The 15,392-nt window shown below is 67.4% G+C and carries 13 protein-coding genes; all 13 read left to right on the forward strand.

Annotated features, from left to right (window positions below):
• Positions 1-13: 13 nt before the first annotated feature.
• The 13 genes from FHY03_RS08805 to FHY03_RS08865 all read left to right on the forward strand — a co-directional run bounded on the left by FHY03_RS08805 (position 14) and on the right by FHY03_RS08865 (position 14,816).
• Complete coding sequence (locus FHY03_RS08805; RefSeq protein WP_409314161.1) at positions 14-844, forward strand: DsbC family protein; 831 nt, start codon at positions 14-16, stop codon at positions 842-844.
• Entirely contained in the window at positions 841-1,671 is an 831-nt protein-coding gene (locus tag FHY03_RS08810; protein ID WP_183930109.1) for a TraV family lipoprotein, read from the forward strand. The genes FHY03_RS08805 and FHY03_RS08810 overlap by 4 nt, the downstream gene beginning before the upstream one ends.
• Positions 1,668-4,241: a type IV secretion system protein TraC gene (gene traC / locus FHY03_RS08815; protein WP_183930111.1), complete on the forward strand. Its 2,574-nt coding sequence runs from the start codon at positions 1,668-1,670 to the stop codon at positions 4,239-4,241. Before FHY03_RS08810 ends, traC begins: the two co-directional genes overlap by 4 nt.
• A complete protein-coding gene (locus FHY03_RS08820; protein WP_183930113.1) occupies positions 4,234-4,593 on the forward strand; it encodes a hypothetical protein in 360 nt (119 codons plus the stop codon). The genes traC and FHY03_RS08820 overlap by 8 nt, the downstream gene beginning before the upstream one ends.
• The gene (locus tag FHY03_RS08825; protein WP_183930115.1) at positions 4,586-4,984 is read left to right on the forward strand and encodes a TrbI F-type domain-containing protein; all 399 of its coding nucleotides are present in this window, start codon (positions 4,586-4,588) and stop codon (positions 4,982-4,984) included. The genes FHY03_RS08820 and FHY03_RS08825 overlap by 8 nt, the downstream gene beginning before the upstream one ends.
• Complete coding sequence (locus FHY03_RS08830) at positions 4,971-5,504, forward strand: S26 family signal peptidase (protein WP_183930117.1); 534 nt, start codon at positions 4,971-4,973, stop codon at positions 5,502-5,504. Before FHY03_RS08825 ends, FHY03_RS08830 begins: the two co-directional genes overlap by 14 nt.
• The gene (gene traW / locus FHY03_RS08835) at positions 5,501-6,145 is read left to right on the forward strand and encodes a type-F conjugative transfer system protein TraW (protein ID WP_409314163.1); all 645 of its coding nucleotides are present in this window, start codon (positions 5,501-5,503) and stop codon (positions 6,143-6,145) included. The genes FHY03_RS08830 and traW overlap by 4 nt, the downstream gene beginning before the upstream one ends.
• Complete coding sequence (gene traU / locus FHY03_RS08840; RefSeq protein WP_311721347.1) at positions 6,142-7,230, forward strand: conjugal transfer pilus assembly protein TraU; 1,089 nt, start codon at positions 6,142-6,144, stop codon at positions 7,228-7,230. The genes traW and traU overlap by 4 nt, the downstream gene beginning before the upstream one ends.
• Before the next feature lie 47 nt (positions 7,231-7,277).
• A complete protein-coding gene (trbC, locus tag FHY03_RS08845; protein ID WP_260158789.1) occupies positions 7,278-7,982 on the forward strand; it encodes a type-F conjugative transfer system pilin assembly protein TrbC in 705 nt (234 codons plus the stop codon).
• Positions 7,979-9,721: a conjugal transfer protein TraN gene (locus FHY03_RS08850; protein ID WP_311721348.1), complete on the forward strand. Its 1,743-nt coding sequence runs from the start codon at positions 7,979-7,981 to the stop codon at positions 9,719-9,721. Before trbC ends, FHY03_RS08850 begins: the two co-directional genes overlap by 4 nt.
• On the forward strand, positions 9,718-10,530 hold the full coding sequence (locus FHY03_RS08855) for a conjugal transfer protein TraF (protein ID WP_183930121.1): 813 nt from the start codon (positions 9,718-9,720) through the stop codon (positions 10,528-10,530). Before FHY03_RS08850 ends, FHY03_RS08855 begins: the two co-directional genes overlap by 4 nt.
• Before the next feature lie 181 nt (positions 10,531-10,711).
• On the forward strand, positions 10,712-12,061 hold the full coding sequence (locus tag FHY03_RS08860) for a conjugal transfer protein TraH (protein WP_183930420.1): 1,350 nt from the start codon (positions 10,712-10,714) through the stop codon (positions 12,059-12,061).
• A 19-nt stretch (positions 12,062-12,080) separates the two neighbouring features.
• Positions 12,081-14,816, forward strand: coding sequence for a conjugal transfer protein TraG N-terminal domain-containing protein (locus FHY03_RS08865; protein WP_183930122.1), 2,736 nt, complete (start codon positions 12,081-12,083; stop codon positions 14,814-14,816).
• Positions 14,817-15,392 lie beyond the last annotated feature (576 nt).

Here is a 15,392-nt window from a genome sequence, read left to right on the forward strand (position 1 = left end):
CAGGATGCGCCGCATGGAAGGCGCGCCGTTCTGGAGCCTGATCGCCTCCGCGTCGCTCGCGCTCGGCATGGGGGCAGGGCTCGTCGCCAAGGCCGTCCATGCCGCCCCAGCTATGGCCGGCGTGGACACTAAGCTGGTCCGTGAGGCGCTCAAGTTGCGCCTGCCGAAGACCCCTATCGGCGCGATCGATTGCGGTCGCTTCGGCGGGCTGTGCGAAGTCGTCGCCGGCACCACGCTCTTCTACGTCGATCGGAGCGCGCGCTACCTGATGATCGGGCGGCTCTACGACATGGAGGCGCGCAGCGACCTGACCGCGGCGCGGCTGCTCGAGCTCAATCCCGACCTGCTCGCCGCCGGCGCCGCGGGTAAGCGCGACAGCGACGCCGACGAGCAGCCGGCGGCGTCGCCTGCGGCCGCCAAGGTCGACCTCGGCCAGCTGCCCGCGAACGGTGCGATCCACTGGGGGCCGGCGAACGGTCCCAAGCTGGTCGTGTTCAGCGACTTCCATTGCGGCTATTGCCGCAAGCTCTCGGCCGAGCTCGTGAAGATGGGCGCACAGGTCGAGGAGCGGCCGATCTCGATCTTCGGCGCGGAGAGCCGCAAGCTTGCCGAGGCCGTGCTCTGCGCTGGCGACCAGCCGGCCGCGGTTCACGCCGCCTATGAGGGCCGACCGGTCGCACCCGGTGCCAGGTGCGACACCGCCGGGCTCGATGCGAATGAGGCGTTTGCCAAGGCGCATGGCTTCGGCGGGACGCCGGTGATCATCCGTAGCGATGGTGCGGTCCTGCAGGGCTTCCACACCGCAGAGCAGCTCAAGGCCTTTGTCGCGGGAGGCCGGGCATGAGCCGCGCCGCCACCATCGCCCTGCTGCTCACGACCGCGCTTGGCGCGAGCGGCTGCACCACGCTCGGCGGCACCGTGAAGGGCGACTTCACCTGCCGCGCGCCGGCCGGGACCTGCGCGCCCATGACCAAGATCGATGCGGCCGCGATCGGCAGCGTCGACGAGGAGGGCGCGTCGGCACCTACGGTCGGCCCGCGCCGGCAGGGCGCGCGCGGGAAGGGCGGCAGCGTCGCCGTCCGTACCGGCGAGCGCATGCTGACCATCCTCCTTCCGGCGCATGTCGACGAAGCCGGCGTGCTCCACGATGCCGCGACGGTCCACGCCGTCGTCGAGCAGCCCGCCTGGACCTTCGCCTCGGTGGCGGAGCCCACTTCAATTTCCGAGTTCTCGCGCAGTCCCGCCCCTTCCTCCCTGCGCGAGGCGGTCGCTGGTGCTTCGGCACCGGTGATCGAGGGGCTTGAGTCTCCTCCCGCTCAAGCCCCTCAACCGTTCAGCGTGACCGCTTCGACGGCGCGCATCCCTGATCCCGCGGCGCCCAGCGCCGCGGCGATCGCCGCCGCTCGGGCCGGCCACCGGATCGGCACCAAGCAGCCGGCCACCGTGCCTGCGCCTGCGGCAAAGCGTCTGGCGCCGAATACGTCGACGCTGCCGGCCGGCAAGGTCGTCCTGCCGCAGGGCGACCCGGCGGCCGCCCCAGCGAGGCTGAACGCGCTCGCAGCTCCGAATCTGTCGCGGCTCGGCACCACGCTCAGGCCGGTCGGCCCGGTCACGCCAGAAATGGAGGGCAGTCCTTTCAGCGTGCCCGTTGGCCAGGAGCAGCCGCGATGAGCCTCTCCTTCAAGACGCTCACGGGCACGCTACTCAAGGGCCTGTTCGGCGATGCCGAGGAGGGCGAGGGCGATCGCCCGGTGCTCGGCCTCGACATGCTGTCGAGCTTCCTGCCCTATCGCGTGTACGAGCCGCAGACCCGGCTTTACCTCAACGCACGGTCGACCGGCTTCATCCTCAACGTGGCGCCGTTGGTCGGCGCCGACGAGCGGGTTGGCGACCTCCTCGGCCAGTTCCTGTCTGAAGGCCTGCCCGCGGGCGCCTGCGTCCAGTTCGTCCACTGGGCAAGTCCGAGGATCAGCCGCAACATCGCGCCCTGGTTCGCACCCCGCTATGCCCGTGGCGGCGTCTACGAGCAGATCGCGCGGGCACGCACCCAGTGCCTCTATGATCTCGTCTGGACCAGCGGGTCGGGTGGCGCGCCCTTCCATGCGCGCCATCACCAGCTGCTCGTCTCGGTCGGCGTGCCCGCCAGCAGCGGCACCACCAAGGACGAGCTCATCGCCGTCCGCGAGAGCCTGGTGGGCGTGCTGCGCTCGCTCGACGTGCCCGCGCTCGATGTCGGCCCGGTCGAGCTGATCGCCTTCGTCGACGACCTGACCTCGCCAACCACCGCGAGTGGCGACGATGCGGTCGACTATAACCCGCTCGACCCGATCGCCGATCAGGCGATCCGCCGCGACATTGAGCTCACCGTCGAGGAGAGCCGGATGCTGCTCCGGACCGAGCGCTTCCGGCCGACCGGCGCCAGCGACGGCGATGCGCCGGAGATCGGCGAGATCTACCCCGACCGCTTCGACGTGCGCCACTTCGGCGTGCGCAACATGCCCGCGCGCTGGACGCCATGGGAGACGGCGCGGCTGATCGGCGACCTGTTCACCGACAAGCTCCGCTATCCGTGCCCGGCGGCGACGATGCTCTGCCTCGTCTATCCCGACCAGGAGGCCGCCTCGACGCGCGCAGGCATGAAGTTCCTGCGCACGACCAGCCTCTCCGAAGGCAAGTCCGCGCGCTACGTGCCGAAGCTCCGCGAACAAGCCGCCGAGTGGCGCGAGGTCCAGGCACAGCTCCAGGAAGGCCGCCGGCTGGTGCGCGCATTCTACGGCGTGACGACCTTCTCGCCAGCGGGTGACGGCGACCGCAACGAGCGCATGGTCAAGTCGCTCTACAAGTCGGCGGGCTGGGATCTCGCCGACGAGCGCTTCCTGCAAGTGCAGGGCCTGCTCGCGGCGATGCCGCTCACGCTTGCCGACGGGCTCGCCGCAGACCTCGAGCGCTGCCGCCGGATGCGAACCATGCTGTCGACGACGGCCGCCAACATCGCGCCAGTGCAGGGTGAATATCTGGGCGGAGCGGTGCCGCACCTCCTGTTCCTCGGTCGGCGCGGTCAGCCCTTCTTCTGGTCGCCGTTCGAAAATGGCGCCGGCAACCACAATGTCGCGATTCTTGGCAAGTCGGGCTCGGGCAAGTCGGTGCTGCTGCAGGAGATGTGCGCGAGCCTGTGCGGCGCGGGCGCCAAGGTCGTCGTCATCGACGACGGCCGCTCCTTCATGAACAGCTGCCGTCTGCAGGGCGGCCGGTTCATCGAGTTCACGCTCGCGAGCAGGTTCTGCCTCAATCCCTTCTCGATGGTCGACGCCGATCGGGTTGCCGAAGACGAGGATTACCGGCTCGACTGCATGGCGATGCTCAAGGCCATCGTCGGCCAGATGGCGCGCTTCATCGACCGGCTGACCGACACCGAGCGCGGCCTGATCGACCAGGCGGTCAATCGGGTCTGGGAAGAGCAGGGCAGGGCGGGTTCAGTCGAGGCCGTCGCGCTCGCGCTCGACGCGACCGGCAATGCCGACGCCGCCAACCTCGCCATCGCCATGGGCCCGTTCCGCGCGGGCGGCACCTATGGCGGGTTCTTCAACGGCGAGGCGACGCTGCGCCTCGAGGCCGACTTCACCGTCTTCGAGATGTCGGATCTCGCCACGCGCGAGGAGCTGCGCTCGGTCGTGCTGACCGCGATCATGTTCATGACCGGCCAGGCGATGACCCGCTCGCCCCGATCTGTGAAGAAGCTGCTGCTCATCGATGAGGCCTGGGCGATGCTCAAGGGCGGGTCGATGTCCGATTTCGTCGAGACCTATGCGCGCACCGCCCGCAAATATGGTGGCGCGCTCTGCACCGCGACGCAGTCCCTCAACGACTTTTACAAGTCGGACGGCGCGACCGCGGCGCTCGAGAACTCGGACTGGATGCTGGTCCTCCAGCAGAAGCCCGAGACGATCGCCGACCTGCGCAAGTCTGCCCGGCTCGACATGGACGACCGCACCGAAGGGCTGATCCGGTCGCTTAAGCGCTCCGGCAGCGAATATTCGGAAATCTTCATCCGCGGCCCCGAGTGCCAGGCGATCGGCCGACTCGTGCTCGATCCCTTCTCCGCGACCGTCTTCTCCTCCTCGCCTGACACCTATGCAGCGATTGAGCGGCGCCTCGCCCGCGGCCAGACGATCGCCGAGGCGATCGAGGCGGTGTCGCTTGGGGAGACCGAACCCCTCCAGCCGGAGCCGCATCGTGGCTGACCGCTTTCTCAACCTTCGCCCACGGCTCGCCCGCGCCGGCCGCATCCTCGCCGACGCCTGCCACATCACGCTCAGCGTCACCCTGTGGCTCGCGGGCACGGTGCTGGCAGCGCTGGGTGCGGTGTTCGCCTTCGTCATCGTCGCCGCGGACGGGCGTCCGTTGCGCTTCTTCGCGCACCTCCAGAATCTGGCGACGCACTACCTCTTCGCCGATCCGGCAGCGCGGAAGCACTTCGACGGGCAGGTGCTGGTACTGTTTCTCGGCGTGGTCGGCCTGTTCCTGATCGCGCGGCTGCCCGGCTTCGCCACCCGCCTGCGCCGCGAGCTCGCGCGAGGAGGCCGGCATGGCTGAGCCTGCCGTCACCACCTCGCGCACCATTGCGGGCTGGCCGGTCACCCGCGTGCTGCTCGGGATCGTCCTGATCGCAGCCCTGATCTGGACGGCTTGGGCGACCCGCGCGCTCGTAGAGCTGCAACATCGCCGCGTCGTTTCGGTGAGCCTGTCGCGGCTGGTCGAGGATTTCGTCGCGGCGGAAGCGCGCAACGGCGGCACGCCCGAGCAGTCGGCCCGCCGCACCGCGACCTATCTCGCCGCGATCAACAAGGCGGTCGCCGACATGGGGGCAGGCGGCACGACCGTGCTCGTCTCCGAGGCGACGCTCGGCCGCTCGGTCGAGGACCGAACCGACGACGTGCGTGCCCGCGTCACGAAGGCCGTGGAGGCTGGCCTTGAGCCACGCTGATGCCGATCCGCGCTTCTGGTCGCCGGCGCGGGCGCGCCGCTGGGCGACGCTCGCCCTGCTGGCCGTGGGTGGCACGGCCTATGCCGCGCTTGCCGACTGGAGCGATGGCCACGTCTTCCTGGTCAACCAGAGCACGAGCCTGCCCAACTGGGCCTTCCTCGTCGACCGGCACCGGACGCCCGGCCGCGGCGAGCATGTCTTCTTCGATCCGCCCGCAAGCCCGCTCCTCGAGCGGCACTTCGGGCGCGCTCACCAGCCGTTCGGCAAGATCGTCTACGGCGTTGCCGGCGACGAGGTGACCCGGCGCGGTCGGCTGTTCCTCGTCAACGGCCGGGTGGTCGCGCTCGCCAAGGCCAGGACGCTACGCGGCGAGCCGCTCGACCTGGGTCCGACCGGCACGATCCCGCGCGGCTGCTATTTCGTCGCGACGCCCAACAAGGACAGCTTCGACAGCCGCTATGCCCTGATCGGCTGGGTCTGCCGCCGCCAGGTCCTCGGCACCGGGGAGGCCATCCTGTGAGCCGGCGCCTCCACCTCATCCTGCTGGCAAGCTGCCTCGCCGCGTCAGGGCCAGGGTTCGCTCGGGACTATGGCCAGCAGGGCGCGCTCTTTCCGGTGGTTGAGGCCGACCTGCTCTCGGTCATCCAGAAAAGGCTGACCGCCATGCAGGCCTCGGGCGAGATCGACCGCGCCAACCGCCAGCTCGCGGAGCGGACTGCCGCTCAGGTCCGCCGGCCGGTGCCGGTGCCGGGGATCGGCGATGCCGCCGAGGAGCGGCGCTGGACCTTTGATCCGACTATCACCGTCCACGCGGATCTGCGCGATGGGCGCGGTCGCGTCGTCGTCGCCGCAGGCACCCGCGTGAACCCGCTCGACACCGTGCCACTCCGCCAGCGGCTCGTCTTCCTCGACGGCGACGATGAGGGCCAGGTCGCCTGGGCGATGGATGCCACGACGGCGCTCAACGCCAAGCTGATCCTGGTGTCGGGCTCGCCGGTCGCCTTGATGAAGGCCCAGCAGCGCCGCTTCTACTTCGACCAGAAGGGCACGCTCACCCGCCATTTCGGCATCCGCGCCGTGCCGGCCGTGGTCGAGCAGCAAGGCCGCACGCTCGCCGTCCGTGAGCTGGCGCTCCGGGGAACAAAAGGAGATCACAAGTGAGTGCGATGAGCAATCGCGAGTGGTTTGCCGCAGCGCGCGAGCGCCATGCGGCCGCGCGGCGCCGCCGTCGCTTCGGTCTGGCTGCGCTCGTCGCGCTGCTCGCCATCGTCGGCCTCGCGCTCGCTTCACCGGCGCGGGCGGAGGGCACGCCCGGCAAGTGCACCGGCCGCTTCGTCAACCCGATCACCGACGTGTGCTGGAGCTGCCTCTTCCCGATGTCGGTGGGCGGGCTCAACATCTGGCCGTCGCTTGCCGGCCGTCCCGACACCGACAATCCGACCCTGCCGGTCTGCGCCTGCGGCCTTCGGGTTGGGATCGCGATGGGCTTCTGGGAGCCGGTTCGGCTCGCCGACGTCAGCATGAAGCCGTGGTGCTTCGTCAACCTCGGCGGTCTCAAGCTCGATCCCGGCTTTGACATCGGCTTCAAGACGATCGCCGGGCCGAGCGCGGTCGGCGGCAAGGCGCAGAACACCAGCGGCTGGCACGTCCACTGGTACGCCTATCCGCTCATCTACTGGATGAACATCGTGGCGGACTTCCTCTGCCTGGAGACGGGCGGGATCGACATCCTCTACATCACCGAGGTCGATCCGCTCTGGCAGGACTCCGAACTCACCGCGATCATCAACCCCGAGGCGGTGCTGTTCGCCAACCCGCTGGCGCTCGCGGCCTGCGCCGCCGACTGCGTCGCGGCCACCGCCAAGCTGCCGACCGATCCTCTGTTCTGGTGCGCCGGCTGCCAGGGCACGATGTATCCCCTGAACGGCAACGTCGCCGCTTCGATCGGCCATGTGCAGGCCTCGCGGCTCGCGCTCGCCCGCTTTGCCTACAAGCTCCACCGCGAGCTCGTCGCCTGGGGCACGATGGGCAGCAAGGGCCTGTGCGGCAGCTACCTCATGCCGGTGATGCGGAAGCAGCAATATCGCTTCCAGGCCACCAACCCCAATCCGCAGACCGGCGGGCGCTACGCCTGCGCGCCAATCGGCGCGTCGACCACCTTCATGTCGGCCGGCCAGGTCTATCCCGCGATCGGAGAAGATATGGGCTATCTCGTCTGGCGCAAACGCAACTGTTGCGTGCTGTGATGCGGCGCCGTCTCCCCCTTATCGCCGGCACCGCCGCCTTTACCGGCTTGCTGCTCGGCCTCGCCGCCGCCTCCGGCGCCCAGACCGTCGACGGCCTCGACCTCGCCAAGGTGCGCGCGCGGGCCAAGCTGTCGCCGCAGGAAGCCGAAGCGCTCACCAACGTCGTCGCCCGGCGCGGCGAGGCGCTCCGCCGGGAAGCCGCCGACAATGCGGCCTCGGCCCGCGCTGTCGCCACCCGCTACGCCTCGACCAAGACCAGCGGTGATCCGGCCGCGACCTTCGACTTCGACGGGATGGTCGCCGCTTCGGGCAAGCAGATGGAACCGGAGGACGCGCCGCGGCTGGTCGCGTTCGCCAGCCTGTCGATGCCGTCCGCTTCGCTCAAGGCGATGATCGCGGACGTCAGCAGGGCAGGCGGCGTGGTCGTGTTCCGCGGCTTGCCCGGCAACTCGGCCAGGACGTTCACGACCGCGCTTGCGAAGGTGCTGCCGCCCGGGGAGGTCAAGGCGGCGGTGGGCATCGACCCGCGGCTGTTCCGTGCCTTCGAGGTCGAGGCCGTGCCGGCTTATGTCGTAACCGCCACCGACTTCGACCTGTGTGACGGGTTCGATTGCCGGACGACCCTGCCGCCGCACGATCGCATGGACGGCAATGTCACGCTGGCGCACGCGCTCGACACCTTCGCCCGCGGCGATGGTCCCGGTGCCCGGGTCGCGGCGGTCTATCGTGCCCGGCTGGGAGAGGCGCAGTGAGCCCGGCCCGCACCAGCCTAGGGCTCGTGCTCGCCCTGTTCGCCGCCGGCCTCGGCGCAGGCGGGGCGCTCGGCCAGAGCCAGACCGAAGCCGCGCGCGCCGAAGGAAAGGCGTTCGGCACTGATGCGCTCGGCAAGTCGCAGGACGCGGCCAAGACGGCGCCCACCGCCGATCGCGTGCCGGGCTTCGCCGGCACGTCCTCGCAATCGGCGCTATTCGACGATCCCGACGCGATCGCCGCCCAGGCGACCTCGGCGGCGTCGAGCAATGAAGGCTATGCGACCATCCGCTCCTCGCTCGACCGCCGGCCGCGCGTGGCCATCGAGGACATCGAGGCGACGATCGCGCGCGGACGCGCCATCTCCGACGATCCCGCGACCTATGTGAGCGGCATGAGCGTCGGCGGCGGCCAGGGCAGCTGCCGCGAGCTGCCGCCCTCGATCGGTGCCAGCGGCACCTACGAAGCCACCTGCAACGACGGGGTCGCGCTGGAACAGCGGACGGCGAGCTGCACGATCCCGCTGGTCGTTTCTGTGATCAAGAAGACCGGCTATCGCTACTGGTGCAGCGACTTCAACGCTGGCTTCAACCGCGTCGATGATTGCAGCCTGTTCGAGCAGGCGTCGTGCCAGCGCACCGGCTCGCACGAAGGTCGCTGCCTTCAAGGCTACAGCAAGCCGCCCTACCAATATTGCACCGAGCCCGGCGAGCCGGTCGAGGAGCTGCTCTGCGACGCGCCCGTGCCTGGCGCCACGCTCCGTGGCACCGAGACCCAGAGCAGCGTCGCCGAGCGCCGCGACGAGGGCGCCTGCGCGAGCCTCGCCGGCGACAGCGGCTGCGCGAGCACGGTGGAGACCTGCACCTCGAGCGATCCGGTGACCCGAGTGATCGATGGCGTCTCAGTGACCAAGCCCTGCTGGGCGTGGCAGCGGACCTATGACTGCCACAAGGCGGTGCCGGCGCAGAACTGCGAGGCGCTGGAGGCGAACAAGGACTGCCGCTTCGAGCGCGAGGAGTGCCTGACCGACGAGACGCCGTGTCCAACCCGCGAGCGGATCTACAGCTGCACGGTCCCGGACGGACCGACGCCAGCCAAGCAATATGTCTGCGACGGCGACATCTACTGCGTCAACGGCGAGTGCGAGACGATCAACCGCCAGCCCAATGACGAGTTCAAGGATGCGGCGGTGGCGCTCAACGCCGCTGCCCAAGCCGGCAAGGAGTTCGATCCCGCCAAGCTGACGCTGTTCAAGGGCGAGCGCGATACCTGCCACTCGAAGGTGTTCGGCATCTTCAATTGCTGCGCGGGCAAGGCCTTCCCGCTGATCCCTTTTTCGCAGCTGCTGGTGACGCTGGGCTGCGATCGCGAGGAGGTCCTGCTTCACCAGCGCGACGCCCAGGGTCTCTGCCACTATGTCGGCAGCTACTGCTCGGCCAGCGTCTTCGGCATCTGCGTCACCAAGAAGAAGGCCTACTGCTGCTTCGAGTCGAAGCTCAGCCGCATCCTGCAGGAGCAGGGCAGGGTGCAGATCAACAAGCCGTGGGGCAGCCCGAAGAAGGAGAGCTGCCAGGGCTTCACCATCGATGAGTTCGCCCGGCTCGACCTCAGCCGCATGGACTTCTCCGAAGTCTATGCCGAGTTCCAGGATGCGGCCAAGCTTCCCGATGAGCTCGGCACCGTCGCCACCCTGCAGCAGAAGATCGCCGACTATTATGCGGTGAACGGAGGCGGCCGATGAATCTCGCTCGCCTCTGCCGCCGCCTGGTGACGACGCTCAGCCTCGTGCTCGCCGCATCGGCCCCGGCGCAGACCCCGCCGCACCGGGTTCAGATCGGCGACCGCTTCTACTGCCAGGATCGCCAGCTCGGGACCTGGTTCTACTGCGAGCGGCCCAAGGCGGAAGAGCCCGACAAGCCGGCCGCGCCCGTGCCGCCGGCCCAGACCGCGGCGGAGAAGCTCGACGCGATCACCGCCGAGCTGCGCGAGCTCAAGGCACGGGCGATCCTCGAGCCGACACCTGACAATGTCACGGCCTATATCCGCTTCCAGCGAGCCCAGCTCGACCGCGCCTCGCTGTTCGGCGACGTCTGGCAGCGCGCGCTCTGGCAGACGCCCGACCTCGACTACACGCTGCAGCGGCCGGTCGGGACGGTCGCGAAGCAGCAATGGTCCGATGCCCGCAAGGTCGAGCGCGACGAGGCGCTCGATCGGCTTGGGGCACGCTACGGGCTGTTCTACTTCTTCGCGCAGAGCTGCGGCGCCTGCCGGGTCATGTCCCCGATCGTGAAGGCGGTCGCCGACACGCACCACCTCACCGTCCGCGCGATCTCGACCGACGGCGGCCCATCCGAGACCTTCCCGCGCTACACCGTCGAGACGAACCAGCGGGCACGAATGGGCCTCACCGCCAAGGTCACGCCCGCCGTGGTCCTGTTCGACAGCGCGACCCAAACCGCCATTCCCATCGGCTACGGCATCATCGCTGCCGACGAGCTGATGGAGCGCATCTTCCTCCTCACCCAGCGAAAGGCCGGCAGTGACTATTGATCCAGCGTCCGTTGGCAGGCGCCTGCGCGCGCTCGCCCGTTCCGCGCTCGACACCACGGGCGCTGTTCTCAGCCGCTGCGGCCGCACGGCCGGCACGCTGGCCTGCTCGCTGAGCCTCGTCGGCGCCGTGGTGCCGCTGGTGCTTCCGGCTGCCCCCGCGGCGGCCGACGTGGGCGGCGCGATGGACAAGTTCGTGGCTGACGCGGGCGGCGCTGCCAACGTGACCGGCCCGAGCGCTTTCCAGGGTCAGTCGGCAGGCTATTACAGCCTCGGCAACGTCTGGACGCGTTTTCCCCAGAAGACGACCAACCTCGCCAACCTGCAGCTGCCTTCGGCACGCGCCGGCTGCGGCGGCATCGACCTGTTCGCGGGATCCTTCTCGTTCATCAACTCGAGCGAGATCGTCGCCATGCTGAAGGCGGTCGCGAACAACGCGGTCGGCTTCGCCTTCAAGCTCGCGATCGACACCGTCTGTCCCGAATGCTCGAAGGTCATGGATGAGTTCGCCCAGAAGGCGCAGCTCATGAACAATCTCAACATCTCGAGCTGCGAGGCTGCCCAGGCGCTGGTCGGGTCGGTGTGGCCGAAGGGCGACCTCGCCGACAAGGCGATCTGCGAGGCGATCGGCAACTCCGACGGCATCTTTTCGGACTATGCCGCCGCCAAGCATGGCTGCGGCAGCAAGGGCGAGCGCAGCTCGACGATCAATGGCGCTGATCCCTCCAAGTGGGATGCGGTGAACAGCGCGGTGCCGCGCAACTACACCTGGCACGTGCTCCGCGGGTCCAAGTTCTTCAGCTCGGGCGGCAGCTTCGATCGCGACCTCGCAGAATACGTCATGACCATGGTCGGCACGATCATCTACGTGCCGCCGACCGATAGCGATCCGGGCCGCTTCCAGCCGCTGACCGGCGACACGACGTCGACGCTCGTGACGGCACTCCTCGATGGCACCAGCGCCGGCGAGGTCCAGGTCTACCACTGCGACACTGAGGATCAGTGCCTCAACCCGACGTTGGCGCCCTTGTCAGTGCCCACCGCCAAGGCGCTCCGTCCGCGTGTGACCGCGCTGATCGACGGGATGGTCGAGGCGATCCGCAGCGATACCGCGATCAGCCCCGAGCAGAAGGAGCTGCTCCAGATTTCTTCCATCCCGCTCTACAAGATCCTGACGGTCCAGGCGGCCTATGCCCGCGGGCTCTCGACCGACGATCGTTCGACCCTGGCCGAGATTGCGTCGATCGACCTGCTCTATGCCATCCTCGATCAGCTGGTAAGCGAGGTCGGCAAATCGAAGGCGACCTTCATCGCCGCCGACGAGGCGAAGCTCGCGGCCTGGACCGCGCAGATCAACACGGCCCGGACCACGTTGGCCGATCGCCAGCAGACGACGCAGGCGCGGGTGACTGCGATCATGGCCATCATCCAGAAGACGCAGTTCCTTGAGAACGTGCTCGCCAATTCCATGTCGCCGGGGATGGCGGCGTCGCTCGACTGGTCCCGCGGCGTCGCCGCGCGTGGCCTCAACTAAGTTTCGGGAGCAGGACGAGATGGGCACGGTCGAGCTCTTCACGATCGGGGGCGGCGAGTACATCGTCAACGTTCTCAACGCAGTCGCAGCCTGGACCGGGGCAGGGGGTTATAAAAGCCTGCTTCAGGTCGTGATGGTCATGGGGCTGGCCTATTCGGTCCTGATCGTCGCCTTCAATCTGGACTGGAAAGCGTGGTTGCACTGGTTTCTCCAGGCGACGGTCATGTACATGGTGCTGATGGTGCCGCGGCTTGACGTGCACGTCACCGATCGCATCAACCCGAGCCTCGCGCCCGCGCAAGTCGCGAACGTGCCGCTCGGACTGGCGATGATGGCAAGCTTCACGAGCCAGGTCGGGGACTATCTCGTACGTTCGTCCGAGCTGGTCTTCGGCCTGCCGGGCGACCTCGACTACAGCCGCAACGGAATGATCTACGGTTCTCGGCTGTTTGAGGCGACGCGCAGTCTCAGGATCAACGATCCCGAATTCGCGGCCAACCTCGACGAGCATTTCAAGCAGTGCGTCTTCTACGACGTGCTGCTCGGCCGCTACTCGATGGAGACGCTGGCAACCGCACCTGATCTCTGGAACGCGATCGCGCCCGGCAGCCAGGCGCGTGCACAGCGGCTCCTGACGCGCGACGGCTCAGGCGCGGTCACCTCGACTATCCAGACCTGTCGCGAGGCGTACGGGACGCTCAGCGGTCAATGGAACGGCATGGTAGATGATCTCGGCCGCGTCTTTGGCAGGCAGCTCTACCCGAAGCAGACGGCTGACCTCGCCCGCGCCAAGCTCTTCGCCGACCTGCCGGTCGCCTACCAATATCTGACCGGTGTCTCCGCGTCCGCCAGCACGATCCTGCGGCAGTCGCTCACCATCAACGCCATGCAGCAGGCGATGCACAGCGCGGCGGGCACCAGCGGCACCGGCAACGTCGACGTCTATGCCCAGACCCGCGCCGACATTCAGACCGAGCGGACCTATGGCTCGATCGCCCATGCCGCGATGAAGTGGGTGCCCGTCCTCAACATCGTCCTGACCGTGGTTTTCTACGCGCTGTTCCCGGTGCTCTTCCCGCTGTTCCTGATGCCGCGCAGCGGGCCGTATGCCTTGAAGGGCTACCTGACCGGCTTCTTTTATCTCGCGGCGTGGGGACCGCTCTACGTCATCCTTCACATGGTGATGATGTTCAAAGGGGCTGCCGAGGTGGCGGGCGCCAGCAGCGGCAGCGGCCTAACCCTTGCGAGCTTCACCGGCATGACGGAGGCCAATGACGACATCGGCCTGCTCGCGGGCTATCTCGTCGCCTCGATCCCGTTCCTCGCTGGCGGTATTGCCCGCGGCGCGATGGCGATCTCAAGCCAGGCGACCAGCTATCTGAATCCGTCGCAGAACGCTGCCGAGGAAGCCGCCCGGGAAGCCTCGACTGGCAACATCGCGCTCGGCAACTCGAGCTTCGACAACCAGACCGTGCAGACCCGCCAGCACGACCAGTGGAACCAGGCGCCCAGCTTCACCTACGGTGCCGCGCAGACCCGCGCGTTCAACGACACCGGCACGCTCGCGACGAGCTTTGCGGGCAATCAGCTGCTCGACGTGCCCGTCTCCAAGCTGCCCTTCATGCCGCAGGTCACCCAGTCCGTTGCGGCCGAGGCAGCCAAGGTCGCATCGGAAACGCGAAGCCGTGGCGAGACCCTGTCCAACCAGGCGGTCCAGAGCACCAGCAATGCGGTGACCCGCTTCCAGGAGTTCCGCCATGCCATGAGCACCGACCGTTCAGTTTCCGACAGCTACGGTAATGAGGATCGAGCGAACATCTCTTCGACGTTCAACGAGGTAGATCAGGCCTCGCGCATGCTCCAGAGCCGGTTCGGGCTACGCGCAGAGGTGGCTGACAGCATCGCGGTCGAAAGTTTTGTGTCTGGCTCCGCTTCTGTGGAAGGCGGCCTTGGCGCAAACTTCGGAGCCGCTCGTATCGGGGCCAGTGCCAACCTCACCGGTGGGAAGTCGAAAAGGTGGAGCGACAGCGACCTGGCGTCAGTTTCGAGAGATGGCGCTCGCATTGACGATGCGTTGCACCAATGGTCTCAGACGCATGGCTGGTCACAAAATAGGGACTCTTTCAATCGTTCAATGGTGACCAGCGGGCGCTCTGATGTTAACTCAAGTACATCGGGTATAAGCTTGAGCATGTCCGAGGCCTTTACTAGAAGTTCCGAAGCCAGGAAGTTTTTCGAGGAGGCGCGTAGGGTCGAGGAACGTTGGTCGATCTCCGATGGGAACGGCGTGCAAGGCTCACTCAACACTAGCGACTCATTTCTCCAGTTTGCGCGAGAAGAGATATTTGGCACCCCGCTCGTGTATCGATCCTTCGATCCGGCAAACGCCACGCATTGGGCTTCTTCAGACCCGCAGATCAGCAGCGAGCGCGACCTCCTTGTGACTCGGTATATCTCCCGAGCCTCGGAAACGATGCGCAGAGACGTCCAGGAGCATCTGGCAAGCCCAACTGCGACCGGCCTTTATTCGCCGAGCACGTCTAGAAGTGCTGGACGAGAGGCGGACGCTGGGAGGGTGGGCGTTCACCTTTCCGATAGCAATTCACCGAGCACGACGGACCTGCTGCCGGAGGTTCGATTGGTCCAGCAGCAAGGTGAAGAGATCATTTCGCGTCGGCACGACGAACTTGAGTTGCGAACACAAGGAGCGGGGTCGATTTCGCGAGAAGCGGCCAAGGATGCGAGAGACCGCTAAGTCTCTATACGGGGTCACTGAAAGGCCAAATACGTCCAACCAATAAGAATGGTTACGGCACCAAACATCAAAAACAGGCGCGCGAGCGGATCACTCCACATCTTCTTAGCGGAGTAGCTAGTTAGCCGGTTATTCGCCAATGCTCTGTCGAACTCTTGCAAGCCTCGGAGGTTATGCTTTGAATGGGCTGCTTCCTGCCAAGCTCGATCGTTCTCCGTCGCCCGAAGCCGATCGCCGCTTGTGGTCAAATCGGAAAAAGTCGGGTCCGGCATGTAGCACCTGTCCGTTCGGGCACTCATCATAGCAGCGCTCCTTCCAAACCGACAGGCTCATTCCCCGTCTACGGCATGCCTCCTCTCAGGGCGCCTTAGCGCCACTTATGCAGTGGCCCGCCGATAATTCGGAGCCGGCCCCTGCTCGGGTAGCCGCCCCCGGCACAAAGGGCGAGAGCAGAAGGTCCACTGGAGTTACCTCTGGGGGAGAGCAGCCCGGCAGCTTTCGGGCGCGCAAGCGGCAAAAGCCATCTGTTCATGAAGGGCGCGACGGCAGCTACCGACCAACTCAAGACGTTCGGCA

This window comes from Sphingomonas sp. BK345, assembly GCF_014193845.1.
Lineage (GTDB): Bacteria > Pseudomonadota > Alphaproteobacteria > Sphingomonadales > Sphingomonadaceae > Sphingomonas.

Coding starts and splice junctions, on each gene's coding strand:
- FHY03_RS08805 (WP_409314161.1), top strand. CDS start 14: ATGGAAGGCGCGCCGTTCTGGAGCCTGATCGCCTCCGCGTCGCTCGCG.
- FHY03_RS08865 (WP_183930122.1), top strand. CDS start 12,081: ATGGGCACGGTCGAGCTCTTCACGATCGGGGGCGGCGAGTACATCGTC.
- FHY03_RS08855 (WP_183930121.1), top strand. CDS start 9,718: ATGAATCTCGCTCGCCTCTGCCGCCGCCTGGTGACGACGCTCAGCCTC.
- FHY03_RS08825 (WP_183930115.1), top strand. CDS start 4,586: ATGGCTGAGCCTGCCGTCACCACCTCGCGCACCATTGCGGGCTGGCCG.
- FHY03_RS08860 (WP_183930420.1), top strand. CDS start 10,712: ATGGACAAGTTCGTGGCTGACGCGGGCGGCGCTGCCAACGTGACCGGC.
- FHY03_RS08810 (WP_183930109.1), top strand. CDS start 841: ATGAGCCGCGCCGCCACCATCGCCCTGCTGCTCACGACCGCGCTTGGC.
- traC (WP_183930111.1), top strand. CDS start 1,668: ATGAGCCTCTCCTTCAAGACGCTCACGGGCACGCTACTCAAGGGCCTG.